Source organism: Hyphomonas sp. (genome assembly GCF_018402285.1).
Lineage (GTDB): Bacteria > Pseudomonadota > Alphaproteobacteria > Caulobacterales > Hyphomonadaceae > Hyphomonas.
The window spans coordinates 350,372-366,972 of sequence record NZ_JAGYJH010000006.1 but is presented as its reverse complement, the minus strand read 5'-3'; the positions used below and the strand labels follow the sequence as shown (position 1 = coordinate 366,972).

Genomic DNA, 16,601 nt, shown 5'->3' with positions numbered 1-16,601 from the left:
AACTCCATTCAGGTTGATGGCACTCTTATAGTTTGATATCAAACTATAGTCAACCTTCCCCTCGACAGGCAGTGGACCCGGGCGGCGCGGCGGACTAGGTAAGACCTCGAAACAAGGAGTTGTCCGATGAAAACCCGCGCCGCCGTTGCTTTTGAAGCCAGGAAGCCGCTCGAAATTGTCGAGCTTGACCTTGAAGGGCCAAAGGCCGGCGAAGTACTGGTCGAGATCATGGCGACCGGCATCTGCCATACCGACGCCTACACGCTCGACGGGCTCGACTCAGAAGGCATCTTCCCAAGCGTCCTCGGCCATGAGGGCGCCGGCATCGTCCGCGAGGTCGGCGCAGGCGTCACCTCGGTAAAGCCCGGCGATCACGTCATCCCGCTCTACACGCCCGAATGCCGCCAGTGCAAAAGCTGCCTCTCTGGCAAGACCAATCTGTGCACGGCCATTCGCGCGACGCAAGGCAAAGGCCTGATGCCCGACGGCACCAGCCGCTTCAGCTATAAAGGCCAGACCGTCTTCCACTATATGGGCTGCTCCACCTTCTCGAACTTCACTGTGCTGCCCGAAATCGCAGTCGCCAGGATCCGCGAAGACGCGCCGTTTGACAAAGCCTGCTATGTCGGCTGCGGCGTCACCACCGGCGTCGGCGCGGTCGTCAACACGGCCAAGGTTCAGGTCGGCGAGAATGTCGTCGTCTTCGGCCTCGGCGGCATCGGCCTCAACGTTATCCAGGGCGCGCGCATGGCGGGCGCCGACATGATTGTCGGTGTCGACATCAATCCGGACAAGGAAGACTGGGGCCGCAAATTCGGCATGACGCATTTCGTCAACCCGAAAAACGTTTCCGATATTGTCGCCCATATCGTCGAGCTGACCGGCGGCGGCGCAGACTATTCGTTTGACTGCACCGGCAACACCACCGTCATGCGCCAGGCGCTCGAATGCTGCCATCGCGGCTGGGGCACATCGGTCGTCATTGGGGTCGCCGAATCGGGCAAGGAAATCAGCACACGTCCCTTCCAGCTGGTGACGGGGCGCAACTGGCGCGGCACAGCTTTTGGCGGCGCAAAAGGCCGCACGGATGTCCCGAAAATCGTCGACTGGTACATGAATGGCAAAATCGAAATCGACCCGATGATCACCCACGTCATGACGCTGGACAAAATCAACGACGCCTTCGACCTTATGCACGAAGGAAAGTCGATCCGGAGCGTGGTAGTGTACTGATGGACGAATGGCGCCTCCCCTGGTCGGCAAGCTGCTTGTGCGGACAAGTGAAGATGAAGATCACGGCCCCGCCTTTGGTCTCGATGGCCTGCCATTGCAAAGGCTGCCAGAAACTGACGAGCGGCCCGTATTCGCTGTCACTCCTGCTACCGGCAAGTGGTTTTGAGGTAACAGAAGGCGCCCCGGAAATCGGCGGCCGGCATGCCGAGACCCAGCAGATGTTCTGCCCGCACTGCAAGAACTGGCTGTTCACGCGGCTTCCCGGCCAGCCTTTCGTAAATTTCCGGCCGGGCATGCTGGCAGATGCCAGTTGGGTACGCCCCATCATCGAGACGATGACACGGGAACGCCTTCCCTACGCTCAGACCGGCGCAGAATTGAGCTATGAGGACTTCCCCGCGCCGGAAGACTATGCTCCGGCCATGGCAGCTTTTGCCGACCATGGCGCGCGGCCACCAGCACTTTGAATCAAGATCAACAAACGGAGGAAATACCCATATGTTCAGTCACGTAATGGTCGGGTCTAACGACATCGGCAGATCCAAGAAATTTTATGACGCCCTCTTCGGCGCGCTCGGCGGCAAGCCGGCGATCGAAGATCCCAAGGGCCGCCTGATCTACATCCACAATGGCAGCATGTTCCTGGTCACCCCGCCGATCGACGGCAAGCCCGCCTGCCACGCCAATGGCGGCACCATCGGCTTTGGCGTGACCTCCACCGAGCAGGCAGACGCCTGGCACAAGGCCGGCGTGGAAGCCGGCGGCGCGGCCATTGAAGACCCGCCAGGCTGGCGCGAAGGCACCGGCATGCGCCTCTACCTCGCCTACCTGCGCGACCCCGACGGCAACAAGCTCTGCACCATGATGCGCGGCTAAGGGAAACGGGGGTATCGGGCCATGGCCCACAAGCAGCCGGATACTCCCGACCTCTCGCGCATTCAGTCTGAAGCCATCGCCTGGATTGTCGAGGAAGCCCGGCGCAACGGCAACGAGATCACCGTCCTCGCCCCATGGACCAGGGCCCTCGTCGCCCATATGCGAGACGGCCTCACCCCCGACCTGAAAGTAAGAATCGCCGCTCACTGGCCCGCCCTGGAATACTTCATCCAGTCCGGCACACCGCATAGCGAGCCTGACGAAGGCTATATCGAGGGCGCCTTCGCCATCTCCTTCCCCCGGCCGCGCTGACGCCGGATCTCAGACCACCGCCAGCCGGCTATTCGTCCGCACAAGGCGCTTGGGCAGGCGGAAGTCTTTCAGCGGCTCGCCCAGCACCCGCTCCAGCAGCCCATCCGCGCGCGCCTTGGCGGCCCCGTCCATTGCGTCATATGCATCCGTAACCGCCTGCATCCGGTAGAGCGGAAAGGTTCGCGCCTGCGCCGGACCGCGCGCGTCTTCAATCTCGATCCATATCTCGCCGAGACTCCGCGGCACAAACGCCCCCGGCGGCGCGTCCGCTGCCCAGCGCGCATAAAGCTCCACGGTCTCCACCAGCGCCGGAAACTGCTCGCGCATCTGCCGCGCCAGGATCGGCTCCAGCGTCTCCGGGATCGCATCCTTTGCCAACAGATCGCCTGTCCCCGCCTCCCCGGCATGGGCCCGCTCCACCCAGTCTGCCACGCGCGGCGCCAGCCGCCTCATCATCTCGCCAGACGTCGGGTCCCGGTAAAGATGCGCATAGAGCGGGCCTATGAAGGCGAAGTCCGCCAGGCACGGCCGCCCGCCCAGCAGGAAGGGCTGGGCCTCAAGGTGAGCCGAAAACTCATCGAGAAACGCCTCATAGGATTTCTCGATACCCGGAATGGTTTCAGGGTGAACCCCCAGAACCGGCAATGCGCCCTTGAAGCGCTGCCCGTTCTTCTTGCCGATCTCGTATTGCTCCGGCGCGCTCGCCTGCGGCGCCGACAGCGCCCCGAACTGCCCATACGCCCAGTCCTCATTATAGCTCCACCGGTAATGCATCGCCGGCAGCGTCAGCCATTCATCCGCATAGAGATGGAGAAGCTGCGCCACAAAGCGCTGCAGCGGCGTATCGGGAATGACCGGGGGGCTAAGCTTCTCCCGCGTCTCCACCGTGTCGATAATGTCGGCACTATCCTGCACAACCGTGCCGTCCGGCGTCACCATCACCGGGATCACCGGCCAGCCGACATGGGGCAGGATGATATCGCGGTAAACCGCCTGCGTCGCCGGCAGCTCCTGAAACGGTACACCGCGCCAGCGCAGATACGCCCGCGCCTTCCCGGTGAAATAGCTGACCTCGGCCCCGTAAAGCGTGTACTCGCTCATCTCCCGTCCCTTCGAATTTCTTCTTCCCCTCGTCATTTCAAACGCCAGCCCTTCCGGCAACCCCCCTCCCGCGCCTTCCTTGACTTGCCTGCCCCCAAAGGGCCAGAAGGCCCTTCCCCCTCCTGCAGCCAGCCTCGAGAGCGCCCCATGACCCTCACGCAAGTTTCATCCTGGAAATCCTTTGGCGGCGCGCTCTCCGTCCACGATCATGAAAGCACCCTGCTGGGCTGCACCATGCGCTTTGCCCTCTACGTTCCCCCGCAGGCCAAAGACGGCCCCGTCCCCGTCCTGTGGTATCTCTCCGGCCTCACCTGCACCTGGGCGAATGTTATGGAAAAGGGCGGCATTCAGGAGCACGCCGCCCGCCATGGCCTGATTATCATCGCCCCCGATACCAGCCCCCGCGGCGAAGACGTCCCCAATGACGAAGCCTACGATCTGGGACAAGGCGCAGGCTTTTACCTGACCGCCACGCAGGCGCCCTGGGCCAAAAACTACAAGATGGACCAGTACATCACCGGTGAACTCCCCGCCCTCATCGCGGCAAACTTCCCCGCCGCCGACATGAGCAGGCAAGGTATCTTCGGCCACTCGATGGGCGGCCACGGCGCCATCACGCTGCACCTGAAACATCCCGACACCTACAAATCCTGCTCGGCCTTCTCCCCGATCACCTCGCCGGCTCGCGTGCCCTGGGGCGAGAAAGCCTTCAGCGCCTATCTCGGCGCGCCTTCAATTGCCTGGGAACAGTATGACGCCACGGAGCTCGTGAAGGAGCGCCAGTCAAAAGCGCTCATCCTGGTCGATACCGGCACGGCCGACAGCTTCCTCGAAACCCAGCTCAAGCCGGAAATCTTCATCAAGGCCTGCGAAAAGGACGGCCAGCGCCTCGACTACCGCCTGCGCGAGGGCTATGGCCACGATTATTATTTCATCGCCACCTTCATGGACGAACACATCGCCCACCATGCTGAGGCGCTGAAGGCCTAGACCGCCTTCGCGTGGCGCTGCTGCGCGCTTGCGGGTGACCGCGCATCGAAACACTGCGCCACGGTGCGCAGCATGATGCGTGCCTCTTCGGGCACGGTGATGACCGCTCCTGATACATGGCAAAGCCCGGCTGCCTCCAGCGCACGGGCGCTCTCCAGCGCGTCGTCAAGGCTCCCCACGGCAGCGCCCATCGCTTCGCACACCGCCGCCACGTCTACCTCCAGGCCGCACATCAGCGTTTCGATCGCCCGCGCACGCAGCGCGTCGTCAGCCGTGATGGCAATGCCGCGCTCGGCGGGCAGGCGCCCGGCCCGGATCGCCTCGCCCCAGGCCTTGCGGTCCTTCAGGTTCTGGCTGAAGCCTTCGCGAAACTGGGAAATGGCAGTTGCGCCCATAGCGATCAGGGTCTCGCACGGGTCATCCGTATACCCCTGGAAGTTCCGGCGCAAGCGCCCCTCGCGCGCAGCAATCGCCAGCGCGTCATCGGCCCGGGCATAATGGTCGAGCCCGATGGCAACATAGCCGGCCGCCTCCAGGGTCATCGCCGCCACGCGCGCCTGCGTGAACCGTTCACCCATCCCGGCCAGGGAATTTTCGTCAATCGCGCGCTGATGCTTGGCAAACCACGGCACATGCGCATAGCCAAACACCGAGACCCGCGCCGCGCCCATCTCGGCGGCAAAGCGGGCAGCCTCCGCCACATGCTGCGTCGTCTGGTAAGGCAGGCCATACATCAGGTCCATGTTGATGGCCTCGATTCCCGCCCCGCGCAGTTCCTCGACCAGACCCAGCACCATCTCACGCGGCTGAACGCGGTTGATGGCATGCTGCACATCTTCGGCGAGTGTCTGCACGCCAAGGCTCGCTCGGTTGACGCCCGCGCGTGCATAGGCGGCCACCTGCCCCTTCTGCATCGTGCGCGGGTCAAGCTCCACGGCGATCTCGGCCCCCTCCCGGATCCCGAAGCAGCGGTGCGCCGCATCGGTCAGTTCGAGAAAGTCTGCCGGGCTGAGGATATTGGGCGATCCGCCCCCGAAATGCAGGTGCGCGATCCCCCCATGCGGGCCCATCGCCGCTGCTTTCAGGGCAATTTCCTTGAGCAGAAGGTCTGTATACTCGCCCACGCGCCGGTAACCATTGGGAACACTGGTCGCGCAACCGCAATACCAGCAGAGCTTCTCGCAGAACGGGATATGCAGATAGGCCGAAATCGCCTCTCCGGGCGCTGTGGCCGCCATCCAGGCGCGGGCGGCGGCCGCCCCCGTCTGCGGGGTAAAGTCCGCCGCGGTCGGATAGCTGGTATAGCGCGGCACAGGCCGGGCGGCGTAGGGGATCCAGGCGTCTTTCATGCCCGGCGAAATATCATCGCCCAGGGATGTTCACTGTAAGTATTCTCCCCTATGTGGCGCTCTGCCATAGCCCCGGCGCCGTTTTCGTGCCATTGGGCACCGATTGTGACGCCTGAAAGTCTTCTCCCCCCATGAATCTGCCTGAAACACTGCCTGCTGCGCTGCGCGCGGCGATCCTTGAACGTGGTTACGAAACCCTGACCGAAGTGCAGGCGGCTGCAACGGCGCCGGAACTGGAAGGGCGCGACCTGCTGGTCTCCGCGCGCACCGGTTCGGGCAAGACGGTCGCCTTCGGCCTCGCCATCGCCAACGAACTCCTCGGCGGGGAAGATACCTTCCTCATCCGCGCTGCCTCCCCGCTCGGCCTGATCATCGCCCCCACGCGCGAGCTTGCCCTGCAGGTCGCCCGCGAACTGCGCTGGCTCTACGCCAACACGAACGCTGAAATCGCCACCTGCGTTGGCGGCATGGACATGCGCGACGAGCGCCGGGCGCTGGAACGCGGCGCCCATATCGTTGTCGGCACCCCCGGCCGCCTGTCGGACCATATCAATCGCGGCTCGCTCGAAACGTCTGCCATCCGCGCCGTCGTGCTGGACGAGGCCGACGAGATGCTCGATCTCGGCTTCCGCGAGGAGCTTGAGCACATCCTGGAAGACACGCCCAGTGAACGCCGTACGCTGATGTTCTCGGCCACCGTGCCAAAGGGCATCGCCGCGCTCGCCACGCGATACCAGAAGAATGCCCTGCGTATCACCACAGACAGCGATACCACCGCACATGCCGACATCGCGTATGAAGCGGTGATGGTCGCCCCGGGGGACGAGGAAAACGCCATCGTCAACATCGTGCGCCATTCGGACACCGAAAGCGCCATCGTGTTCTGTTCCACGCGCGCCTCGGTCAATCATCTCGTTTCCCGCCTCGGCAATCGTGGCTTCAGCGTCGTCGCCCTGTCGGGCGAGTTCAGCCAGAAAGAACGTGCCAACGCCCTCTCTTCCCTGCGCTCCGGCCGCGCCCGTGTCTGCATCGCCACCGATGTCGCCGCCCGCGGCCTTGACCTTCCCAAGCTCGATCTCGTGATCCATGCCGACTTGCCGCGCGATCCGGCCACCCTCCTCCACCGCTCAGGCCGCACAGGCCGGGCAGGCCGCAAGGGCATCAGCACACTGATCGTTGCACCCAAGGCCCGCCGCCGGGTCGAGCGCCTTCTCCAGGACGCCAAGGTCGAGGCCCGCTGGGGCCGTCCGCCTTCGGCCGATGATGTCAGCGCCCGCGATGATGCCCGCCTCCTGGCCGATACCGCGCTCACCAATCCGATGGTGGAAAAGGAAGCCGAGCTTGTCGCCCGCCTGATGTCGGAACACACGCCCGAGCAGATCGCCGCCGCCTTCATCCGAAAGGCCCGCGCCGGCCGCTCGGCGCCCGAAGACCTGCGTGAGGTCGACGACCGCCCTGCCCGCAAGCCCCGCGAAGAGCGCGGCGAGCGCGACTGGCAGGAACGACCTCAGCGCGCCACCCGCGACTGGGGCGACCGCGAGCCGCGTGAACCCCGCGAGCCGCGCGCGCCGCGCCCGCAGCGCGAACGCGCCAGCCTTGAAGGCGCCGTCTGGATCGCCATCAATGTCGGCCGCAAGAAAAACGCTGACCCCAAATGGCTGCTGCCGATGCTCTGCAAGGCCGGCGACATTGACCGCGACCAGATCGGCCAGATCCGCATCAACAACGGTAACACCCATGTCGAGCTGACCCCGGAAGGGGCCCAACGCCTGTTCGAGAACGCCGTCAATGGCCGCCTCGAGGGCAGCCTGCAGGCGTTTCCGCTCGAAGGCATCCCCGAGCGCGAAGATCCCGGCGCGCCGCCCCCGCGTGAGCGCGACCGCCGCCCGGACCGCCCACCGGCCAGCCGCCCCGAGCGCAGCTATGAGCGCAGCCCGGAACGCAGTTTCGAGCGCAAGTCTGACTGGAGCCCTGCCGAGCGCGCCCCGCGCTCGGAACGTGCAGACCGCCCCGACCGCGCAGACCGCCCCGCCGGCAAACCCTATGAGAAGCGCGCCGACACGCGCAGCGCCCCGCGCAGTGACCGCCCCCGTGAAGATGGTGACAGGCCCGCCAAGGCGCCCTGGAGCGGCCCGAAAGGAAAGTCCTTCAGTGGCCCCTCAAAGGGTCCGGGCAAAGGCCCCGGCAAGCCGAAAACCGGCGGCAAACCGGCCGGCGGCAAGGGCGTCAAACCAAAGACTTTCCAGGGCCTGAAGAAGCCGCGCGCCTGAGCGGCTGGCAGGGCGTTCAGCGCGCCTTGAAAACCTTCAATAATTCCCTGATTCAAAAAGATTTTTGGGCGCCCTTGCGGCGCTGCAAAATGATTGCCGTTCCGGTTCCCAGCGGCGCGTAAATCCCCTATATTTAAGGGGAATTTCGAAGAATCATCGAGAAAGCAGTTCCCATGGCCGAAGACGTAAACCCCGAAGCCCCCGAAGAGGGCGGCGAAGGCGAGTATGGCGCGGGCTCCATCAAGGTCCTCAAGGGCCTTGATGCCGTGCGCAAGCGCCCCGGCATGTATATCGGCGACACGGATGACGGCTCCGGCCTCCACCACATGATCTACGAAGTCGTCGACAACGCGATCGACGAAGCCCTCGCTGGCCATGCCGATCATGTCACCGTCACGCTCTACCCCGATGGCTCGGCCCAGATCACCGACAATGGCCGCGGCATCCCCGTCGGCCTCCACCCCACCGAGGGCGTTTCGGCCGCCGAGGTGATCATGACCCAGCTGCACGCCGGCGGTAAGTTCGACCAGAACTCCTACAAGGTCTCAGGCGGCCTTCACGGCGTCGGCGTCTCGGTCGTCAACGCCCTGTCCGACTGGCTGGAGCTGACCATCCACCGTGAAGGCAAGGAACACTTCGTCCGCTTCGTCGAGGGCGGCCGCGTCGAGGCGCCGCTCGTCACGCGCGGCGCTTCGCCCAAGCGCGAAAACGGCAAGGCCTATACCGGCACGGCCCTGCGCTTCCTCGCCTCCACCTCTACTTTCACGATGACCGACTATGACCGGAAGACCCTGGAGCACCGCCTGCGCGAGCTCGCCTTCCTCAACAGCGGTGTAAAGATCATCTTCCGCGACGAGCGCGAAGCTGATCCCTACGAAATCGTGCTCGAATATGAAGGCGGCGTGAAAGCTTTCGTGCAGCATATAGACCGGCAGAAATCCTCCCTGATCGGAGAGCCCATCTATGTCGTCGGCGAGAAGGACGGCATCACCGTCGAAGCTGCGCTGGAATGGACCGACACCTATCACGAATCGGTCCTCTGCTTCACCAACAACATACCCCAGCGCGATGGCGGCACCCACCTTGCCGGCTTCCGCGGGGCACTCACACGGATCATCAACAAATACGCCAACGAAACCGGCGTGGCGAAGAAATCCAAGGTCGAGATCTCCGGAGATGATGCCCGCGAGGGCCTGACCTGCGTGCTCTCGGTGAAGGTGCCGGACCCCAAGTTCAGCTCACAGACGAAAGACAAGCTCGTCTCCTCCGAAGTGCGCCCGGTTGTCGAAAGCCTGATCAACGAGAAGCTGGGCGAGTGGTTCGAGGAGAATCCCAAGAAAGCCCAGATCATCATGGAGAAGATCGTCGAGGCCGCCGCCGCGCGCGAAGCCGCCCGCAAGGCGCGCGAGCTCACCCGCCGCAAATCGGCGCTCGACATCACCTCCCTGCCCGGCAAACTGGCGGACTGCCAGGAAAAAGACCCGGCGAAATCTGAAATCTTCATCGTCGAGGGTGACTCCGCCGGTGGCTCTGCCAAACAGGGCCGCTCACGCGACAACCAGGCGATCCTCCCCCTGCGCGGCAAGATCCTCAACGTCGAGCGTGCGCGCTTTGACAAGATGCTCGGCTCCGACCAGATCGGCACACTGATCATGGCGCTCGGCGCCGGCATCGGCCGGGACGAGTTCGATATCAAGAAGCTGCGCTATCACAAGATCATCATCATGACCGATGCGGACGTGGACGGCGCCCACATCCGCACCCTGCTGCTCACCTTCTTCTATCGTCAGATGCCGGAGATTATTGAGAACGGCTATCTCTACATCGCCCAGCCCCCGCTCTACAAAGTCACGCGCGGGCGGTCCGAGCGCTATGTCAAGGATGATGGCGAGCTGGAATCCTACCTCATCGAGGAAGGCACCAGCGGGGAAACCCTGATCCTGGCCGACGGCACCCAGATTGGCGCCGCTGACCTGCGCGAGCAGGTTCATCAGGCGGCCAATTTCCGCGCCAGCCTGCGCCGCCTCGCCCTGCGCGCGCCGGCCGAGCTGATCGAGCATGCGGCGCTGACCGGCGCCATGAAGCCCGGCGCCGGCCAGGCCGAAGCCGAGGCAACCGCCGCCCGTCTCAACCGCCTCGCCGAAGAAGGCGAAGACACATGGGTGGGCCGCTTTGTCGAAGGCGCCCTTGTCCTGCAGCGCACGGTGCGCGGCGTCGATGAAACCTCCGTCCTGCCCCCGGCCCTGATGGCCAGCCAGGACGCGATGCGCCTCTCGGAACGGGCCATCGGCCTCGCCGAGCTCTATGCAGAGCCCTCGATCCTGCGCCATGAGAAAGGCGGAGAAATTGCCGTGAACGGACCATCAACCCTCCTCAGCGCGGTATTGGAATCAGGCCGCAAGGGCCTGAAAATCCAGCGCTATAAGGGTCTGGGCGAAATGAACGCCAGCCAGCTCTGGGAAACCACGCTGGACGCCAACGCCCGCACCCTGCTGCAGGTCAAAGTCGAACATGCCGACGAAGCCGACGAACTCTTCACCAAACTCATGGGCGACGTCGTCGAACCCCGCCGCGAATTCATCGAGGAGTTTGCGCTGGAAGCCGAAGTCGACGTCTAACCCTTCCCGGTGTCATCCCGGACGGCCAAAGGCCGATCCGGGACCTTCTCTCGCTCTGGCAGGCGCAACCTTTCCCGGCCCCGCGCGTTAAATCCTCCCTGGGAGGACGCCAAACGCAAGGAGCGAGCCCCATGAAAGCCCAGTCTGAAGCCCAGCAGAAAGCCGCCGGCGCGGCCCTATCGGCCAAGCGCGGCGAGACGCCTAAATCCAGGCTCCAGGGTGCCTCGAAAGAGATGTACGAGACCATGACCAGGAAGGAACTCGAGGACATGGCCTCCACCAAACATGACAAGATCCCGGAACCGAAGAGTTAGGCCGCGAGCGCAGAGCCCGCACCTGCCATTGCGTTGCGTTGTCCCCCTCTCCCACTTGGCGAGAGAGAGGTAAGACGCGCGGCGCGTCGAGGCGGTGATGATCGAGCGCTGTTTCGCGACGCTGCGCTCATTTTCCAATATGGAAAGTAAGGACTGGCCATAACCCGCGAACCCAACCCGCGAGTGGCGCTGGACGCCATCGCGTGCGCTCGTCAGCCCGTGCCAGGCGAGATGAGATACCCTTTAAGCCGCGACATCGCCTACGGGCTCTGCTGCGGCCTGCTGGTGGCGGGCTTGGCGGGCGAGGTGCCCGGGCGGACAAGGCCTGGTATTGCCGGTCATCGAGGTGGAGCTTCAAGACCCGCCAGCGCCCGATGCTGCATGAACCACAGGTCCCCCCTAAAGCGCCTGCAGCTCCAGCCCCAACCCGGCGATTTTCACCACCTTGTCCACTACGCAGAGGTTCATGCCCCGCGCCCGTTGCAGGATTACGCGCGGTTCCTTCACGGCGATCTGGAACTGGATCAGCCTTTCTTCCGGCCCCTGACGGAATTCGATGCCCGCCTCATCGGCCACGCGCAGGTAGCGCCGCCCTTTGGACACGTCCAGAATTTCAGCCCAGTGGGCTGCCATGCCTTCCGGGTCCGGCCCCGCCAGCACCGCGCCGCGCAGGGCGCCTTGCCTTGCCCGCTTCTGCCAGCCCGGACCCGCCCAGCGCCAGCTTGCCGCCGGGCGCGCCTCGTCGATGGAGACAATCGCCCCGCCCACATCGGCCGGGTGAAGGTGGCTGGCGGCAATGTCCTCAAGGTCCACATTCCACACGCGGCGCACGCCGAGCTTGTCGACCCGCGCGCGAGCGGCGGCGAGATCCTCTGTCTGGAAGATCGCCATATAGCCCCCCTCCCCGCCGCGCTCGATGAACCGGGCGGCCGGCGCCTTATCGCTGGTGGGCACCACAACTTCGAGGAACTGGTCCCCGATCGGGAACACACGGTTGACGAGGCCGAACTCCTCGACACCGGTGTCAATGAATGGTTCGCCAAGACCGAGCAGCTCGGCCAGCTGGTCAGCGCTCTTCAGGCTGCGCGCGGCGATCACCAATTGTCGGAGACGCGGCATGGTCATGGTTGTCATACTCCCCAAGGGCATTTTCTTTTGAGGAGACCCTAACGGGCAGAACAAACGCCGCAACAACGACGCAAGGTAAACAAGGTTATGCTATTACGCATGCATTGATTTCCCCGCCGGAAGGCGCCACGCCTGCCCCCAAGATGACCAATTCTCGTGCAAAACCTCCCGGCCCCGGCGCCGTCAGCATCAAATCCCATGATCATGACCACGATCATGATCACGCCCATGGCTCTGCAGAAATGCAGGGTCTGGACTGCCCCCCTGACCCCGTCGCGCATGTTCACGGGCACGGCCATGATCACAGTCACGGGCATGACCACAGCCATGCCGGCCATTCGCATGAACACCATGCCGACATGACCAGTACCGACTCGCGCCGCCGCGTCGCCATCGCCGCTGCGCTGACGGCCGGTTTCATGTTTGCCGAAATCGCCGGCGGCCTCATCTCCGGCTCCCTCGCCCTGCTGGCAGACGCGGCCCACATGTTCACCGATGCCGGCTCGCTGATCCTTGCCTGGATCGGCTACAAGCTCGCCGAACGCCCGGCAGACCCCCACCGCTCCTATGGCTTTGCGCGGATGAAGATCCTCGCCGCCTTCACCAATGGTGTGCTGCTGATCCTGCTGGGCGTCTGGATCATCTGGGAAGCGGTCCACCGCCTCCTCGCCCCGGTCGAAGTGATGGGCGGGCTGATGTTGCTGGTCGCGGCCGGCGGCCTGCTGGTCAACATCGCCGCCTTCGCCGTCCTGCATGGCGGAGACCGGGAAGACCTCAACATGCGCGGCGCGCTCTGGCATGTCGCCGGAGACCTCCTCGGCTCGGTCGCCGCCATCCTTGCCGCGGGTATCATTCTCTGGACGGGTTGGATGCCAGCCGATCCGATCCTCTCCGCGCTCGTCGCCGGGCTGGTGATCGTGGCGGGTGTCCGCATCATGCGCCAGTCTGGCCACATCCTGCTCGAAGGGACCCCGGATGGGCTCTCGGTGACCGACATTGTCCGGGATCTGTCCGCAAATGTCCCCGGCCTGGCGCGGGTCAGCCACGTCCATGCCTGGTCGCTGACCGAATCGCGCCCGCTCGTGACGCTGGAAGTTACCGCCGCGCCAGGCGCAAATCCCGAAACCCTGCGCCGGGATGTGAAGGCCCGCCTCGCCAGCGCCTTCAAAGTCTCCCATGCCACCGTCGAAGTGATGTCATCGCCTGAATAGCTGCCTTGCCGCAGGCCTCACAGCGCTTTAACCCTCGCCCAAGATGCCCCATATGGGCTCAGATTAACGGGCAAGACGCTTTAAGGAGGCCCCGATGGCCGAGACACAACATGCCGAAATCCTGATCATCGGATCAGGCCCCGCCGGCTGGACCGCCGCCGTCTATGCCGCTCGCGCCCTGCGCGACACCCTCGTCGTCACCGGTATGCAGCCAGGCGGCCAGCTCACCATCACCACCGAAGTCGAGAACTGGCCGGGCGAGTCGCACATCCAGGGCCCCGAGCTCATGGTGAAGATGCAGGAACATGCCGAAAAGATGGGCGCCAAGGTCGCCAATGATCACATCGCCTCGGTCGATTTCGGCGCCCGCCCGTTCAAGGCCTTGGGTGAAAGCGGCACGCTCTACACGGCCGATTCTGTGATCATCTCCACCGGCGCGCAGGCCAAATGGCTCGACCTGCCGAGCGAGGAAAAGTTCAAGGGCTTTGGCGTCTCCGCCTGCGCCACCTGTGACGGTTTCTTCTATCGCGGCAAGGAAGTCCTCGTCATCGGCGGGGGCAACACGGCCGTGGAAGAGGCGCTTTTCCTGACAAACTTTGCCTCCAAGGTCACCGTCATCCACCGCCGCGACCATTTCCGCGCCGAGAAAATCCTGCAGGACCGTCTGTTCAAGAACCCCAAGGTCGAAGTGATCTGGAACCATGCGCTGGAAGAAGTCATCGGTGATGAAAATCCGCTCGGCGTTACCGCTGCGCGTATCAAGGACGTAGCCACCGGCGCCATCCGGGAGCTGTCTGTGCACGGGATCTTCGTCGCCATCGGCCATGCCCCGTCGACGGAGCTCTTCGTGGGCAAGCTGCCGATGAAGGACAATGGCTACCTGATCACCGAGCCAGGCTCGCCGCGTACGTCCATCCCCGGCGTGTTCGCGGCAGGCGACGTGACGGATGAAACCTACCGCCAGGCCGTCACCGCTGCCGGCATGGGCTGCATGGCCGCGCTCGACGCCGAACGCTTCCTCTCCGAGCAGGAAGCCCATGCCGACGCGGCTGTTCCGGCCGAATAGGCACCCGCCCTAGAGCATCGCCAAAGCCATGCGTTCCACCTCGCCTGGCTTCTTGTGGCTGACCACGTCCAGCAGCCGCGCCGCGCGGACCTGCATCACCCGGTCGAGGTCGCTCGCCGGGTCGGTGTTCACCGCCGCTTCCAGCGCCTGATGGATCTCGGCCAGGTGCTTCTTCGCGTCCAGCGCCGCCAGCGCCCGGGCCCATTGCCAGCGCAGGCCGATATCCTCCGGGGAAAGACGGATCGCCTCTTCATAATGGCGCCGCGCCGCCTTGAGGCTCGCGCCCATCATGGCCGCGCCGATCAGGCCGCCCCGGCGTTCGACCTCCACATGCCAGACTGCCAGGAAGCCATGCGCATAGAAATTCGCCGGATCCTCTGCCAGCACCGCCTCGGCCAGCGCCTTTGACTCTTCTCCGTACCCGGTCTTGCGGGCTTCACTGAGGCCCATTGGCCGAATGATCAGCGACAGGGCAATCGCCTTCTGGAGGCGCCCTTCCCCATGGCCGGGCTGCGCCTTCAGCGCGGCATTGGCCTCGGCCAGCGCCTTGTCGATCAGTGTGCGCGAAGGCTCGCCCTCCCCGCACATCGCCTTGGCCAGAAGGGTGCGCGCGCGGAAAGCATGGGAATCGGCGCCCGGCTCGCCCGCTGCCTGCTCGAAGGCGGCGTCATACCGGCCCGCCCGGAAGGCTTCGGCGGCCGCTTCAATGTCGGAAAAGGCCGGCGCGGCTGCCAGCAGGGCAAAAGCAAACAGAATCAAGCTGCGTAGCTGCATTTGAGTTGATACTAGTCTCAAACAGGGTTTCCGGCGAGTAACATCACGATGGCAGACAGTTTCGAGGCAGATGTGGTGATCATCGGGGCAGGCGTCATCGGCCTTGCCTGCGGCCGTGCCATTGCCCGCGCCGGGCGCGAGGTGATCGTGCTGGAAGCCGAAGACCAGATCGCCATCCACACTTCCTCGCGCAATTCAGAGGTCATCCATGCCGGGCTCTATTACGCCACCGGCAGCCTAAAGGCCCGCCACTGCGTCAATGGCCGCCGCATGCTCTACAACTATCTCGATGCGCACGGCGTCGCAGTGAATCGCTGCGGCAAGCTGGTTGTGGCTATCGGCGAGGCAGAGGCCGGCGAGCTTGGCAACATCCTCGCCCGGGCACAGGCGAACGGCGTCGAAGAGCTGCGCCTGCTTGACGGGGCCGAAGCGCGCGTCATGGAGCCCGCGCTCAGCCCGGATGTCGCCGCCGCCATCCACTCGCCGGTCTCCGGTATCTTTGACAGCCACGCCTATTTCCTCGCCCTCCAGGGCGAGCTGGAAGACGCCGGAGGCTCGATCGCCTTCAATACGCCCGTCCTCTCCGGCGCCGTGGAGACCGGCCATATCCGGCTGGAAACCGGCGGGAACAATCCGGCCACCATCCGCGCCCGCACCGTGGTCAACGCAGCGGGCCATTGCGCCCCCCATATCGCCGCCACCATCGAAGGCCCCCACACGGCCGGCCTTCCGGAAACCCATTTCGCGAAGGGCAGCTATTTCGGTATCAGCGGCCGCACGCCCTTCTCCCGGCTGATCTACCCCATGCCGACCTCCTCAAGCCTCGGCCTGCACCTGACCATCGATCTGGGCGGGCGCGGCAAGGTGGGACCGGACGCTGAATGGCTGCCCGAAGGGGCCGCCCCGCCCTTTGACTACAGGGTGGACCCGGCCCGGGCGGCCATCTTCCACGGCGAAGTCAGCCGCTACTGGCCAGGCCTGACGCTTGCCCGGCTGACACCCGATTATTCAGGTATCCGTCCTAAAATCGTGCCCAGGGGGGCTCCTTCGGGCGATTTCCGCATAGAAGGCGCAGACGCCCATGGCAGCCAGGGCCTTGTTAACCTCCTGGGCATCGAAAGCCCGGGGCTCACCTCTTCGCTGGCGATCGCCGAACATGTGGCAGAGCTGGCAGGATAGGGTGCTTGCGCGCCCCCGCTCCAATGTGTATCAGGCGCCTTCGCTGATGCGGCGTAGGGTTCGGTAGCTCAGCTGGTTAGAGCGCGCGACTCATAATCGCGAGGTCGAGAGTTCAAGTCTCTCCCGAACCACCACGCCCAGCACGCGATCCCCCTTGCGCCGCCCGCTAACAGGCCAGAG

16 protein-coding genes and 1 tRNA gene are annotated in these 16,601 nt (G+C 64.5%); 13 read left to right on the top strand and 4 right to left on the bottom strand.

Going from position 1 to position 16,601, the window contains the following annotated elements:
- Positions 1-126: 126 nt before the first annotated feature.
- Genes KG722_RS13595 through KG722_RS13580 form a run of 4 tightly spaced genes read left to right on the top strand, consistent with a single transcriptional unit; the run spans position 127 to position 2,421 of the window.
- On the top strand, positions 127-1,233 hold the full coding sequence (locus tag KG722_RS13595; protein WP_213272431.1) for an S-(hydroxymethyl)glutathione dehydrogenase/class III alcohol dehydrogenase: 1,107 nt from the start codon (positions 127-129) through the stop codon (positions 1,231-1,233).
- Entirely contained in the window at positions 1,233-1,700 is a 468-nt protein-coding gene (locus KG722_RS13590; protein ID WP_213272430.1) for a GFA family protein, read from the top strand. Before KG722_RS13595 ends, KG722_RS13590 begins: the two co-directional genes overlap by 1 nt.
- A gap of 31 nt (positions 1,701-1,731) precedes the next feature.
- Positions 1,732-2,109: a VOC family protein gene (locus KG722_RS13585; RefSeq protein ID WP_213272429.1), complete on the top strand. Its 378-nt coding sequence runs from the start codon at positions 1,732-1,734 to the stop codon at positions 2,107-2,109.
- 21 nt (positions 2,110-2,130) lie between these two features.
- Positions 2,131-2,421: a hypothetical protein gene (locus tag KG722_RS13580; RefSeq protein WP_213272428.1), complete on the top strand. Its 291-nt coding sequence runs from the start codon at positions 2,131-2,133 to the stop codon at positions 2,419-2,421.
- Between the two features lie 9 nt (positions 2,422-2,430).
- Here KG722_RS13580 and KG722_RS13575 read toward each other — a convergent pair whose 3' ends face one another.
- On the bottom strand, positions 2,431-3,522 hold the full coding sequence (locus KG722_RS13575; protein WP_213272427.1) for a glutathione S-transferase: 1,092 nt from the start codon (positions 3,520-3,522) through the stop codon (positions 2,431-2,433).
- A gap of 147 nt (positions 3,523-3,669) precedes the next feature.
- Here KG722_RS13575 and fghA point away from each other — a divergent pair, with 147 nt between their 5' ends.
- Complete coding sequence (fghA, locus tag KG722_RS13570) at positions 3,670-4,512, top strand: S-formylglutathione hydrolase (RefSeq protein WP_213272426.1); 843 nt, start codon at positions 3,670-3,672, stop codon at positions 4,510-4,512.
- Here the strand turns inward: fghA and hemN are convergent.
- Positions 4,509-5,861, bottom strand: a complete 1,353-nt coding sequence (hemN, locus tag KG722_RS13565) for an oxygen-independent coproporphyrinogen III oxidase (protein ID WP_213272424.1) — start codon at positions 5,859-5,861, stop codon at positions 4,509-4,511. The genes fghA and hemN overlap by 4 nt on opposite strands.
- A gap of 131 nt (positions 5,862-5,992) precedes the next feature.
- Here hemN and KG722_RS13560 point away from each other — a divergent pair, with 131 nt between their 5' ends.
- The 3 genes from KG722_RS13560 (at position 5,993) to KG722_RS13550 (ending at position 11,063) form a co-directional block, all read left to right on the top strand.
- A complete protein-coding gene (locus KG722_RS13560; protein WP_213272422.1) occupies positions 5,993-8,131 on the top strand; it encodes a DEAD/DEAH box helicase in 2,139 nt (712 codons plus the stop codon).
- A 173-nt stretch (positions 8,132-8,304) separates the two neighbouring features.
- Complete coding sequence (gyrB, locus tag KG722_RS13555; protein ID WP_213272420.1) at positions 8,305-10,749, top strand: DNA topoisomerase (ATP-hydrolyzing) subunit B; 2,445 nt, start codon at positions 8,305-8,307, stop codon at positions 10,747-10,749.
- Positions 10,750-10,880: 131 nt separating this feature from the next.
- A complete protein-coding gene (locus KG722_RS13550) occupies positions 10,881-11,063 on the top strand; it encodes a DUF3008 family protein (RefSeq protein ID WP_213272419.1) in 183 nt (60 codons plus the stop codon).
- Positions 11,064-11,462: 399 nt separating this feature from the next.
- On the opposite strand, the gene KG722_RS13545 is transcribed toward KG722_RS13550, so the two are convergent.
- On the bottom strand, positions 11,463-12,188 hold the full coding sequence (locus KG722_RS13545) for a VOC family protein (RefSeq protein WP_213272418.1): 726 nt from the start codon (positions 12,186-12,188) through the stop codon (positions 11,463-11,465).
- A 201-nt stretch (positions 12,189-12,389) separates the two neighbouring features.
- Here KG722_RS13545 and KG722_RS15260 point away from each other — a divergent pair, with 201 nt between their 5' ends.
- From KG722_RS15260 to trxB, 3 genes are all read left to right on the top strand, one after another.
- The gene (locus tag KG722_RS15260; RefSeq protein ID WP_300998517.1) at positions 12,390-12,554 is read left to right on the top strand and encodes a hypothetical protein; all 165 of its coding nucleotides are present in this window, start codon (positions 12,390-12,392) and stop codon (positions 12,552-12,554) included.
- The gene (locus tag KG722_RS13540) at positions 12,551-13,402 is read left to right on the top strand and encodes a cation diffusion facilitator family transporter (RefSeq protein WP_300998516.1); all 852 of its coding nucleotides are present in this window, start codon (positions 12,551-12,553) and stop codon (positions 13,400-13,402) included. The genes KG722_RS15260 and KG722_RS13540 overlap by 4 nt, the downstream gene beginning before the upstream one ends.
- A 94-nt stretch (positions 13,403-13,496) precedes the next feature.
- On the top strand, positions 13,497-14,468 hold the full coding sequence (gene trxB / locus KG722_RS13535; protein ID WP_213272417.1) for a thioredoxin-disulfide reductase: 972 nt from the start codon (positions 13,497-13,499) through the stop codon (positions 14,466-14,468).
- A gap of 9 nt (positions 14,469-14,477) precedes the next feature.
- Here the strand turns inward: trxB and KG722_RS13530 are convergent, their stop codons facing one another.
- A complete protein-coding gene (locus tag KG722_RS13530) occupies positions 14,478-15,227 on the bottom strand; it encodes a TRAP transporter TatT component family protein (protein WP_213272416.1) in 750 nt (249 codons plus the stop codon).
- Between the two features lie 63 nt (positions 15,228-15,290).
- On the opposite strand from KG722_RS13530, the gene KG722_RS13525 reads away from it, so the two are divergent.
- Both KG722_RS13525 and KG722_RS13520 read left to right on the top strand, forming a co-directional pair.
- On the top strand, positions 15,291-16,421 hold the full coding sequence (locus KG722_RS13525; protein WP_213272415.1) for an NAD(P)/FAD-dependent oxidoreductase: 1,131 nt from the start codon (positions 15,291-15,293) through the stop codon (positions 16,419-16,421).
- 57 nt (positions 16,422-16,478) lie between these two features.
- Positions 16,479-16,555, top strand: a tRNA-Met gene (locus KG722_RS13520).
- Positions 16,556-16,601: the final 46 nt, after the last annotated feature.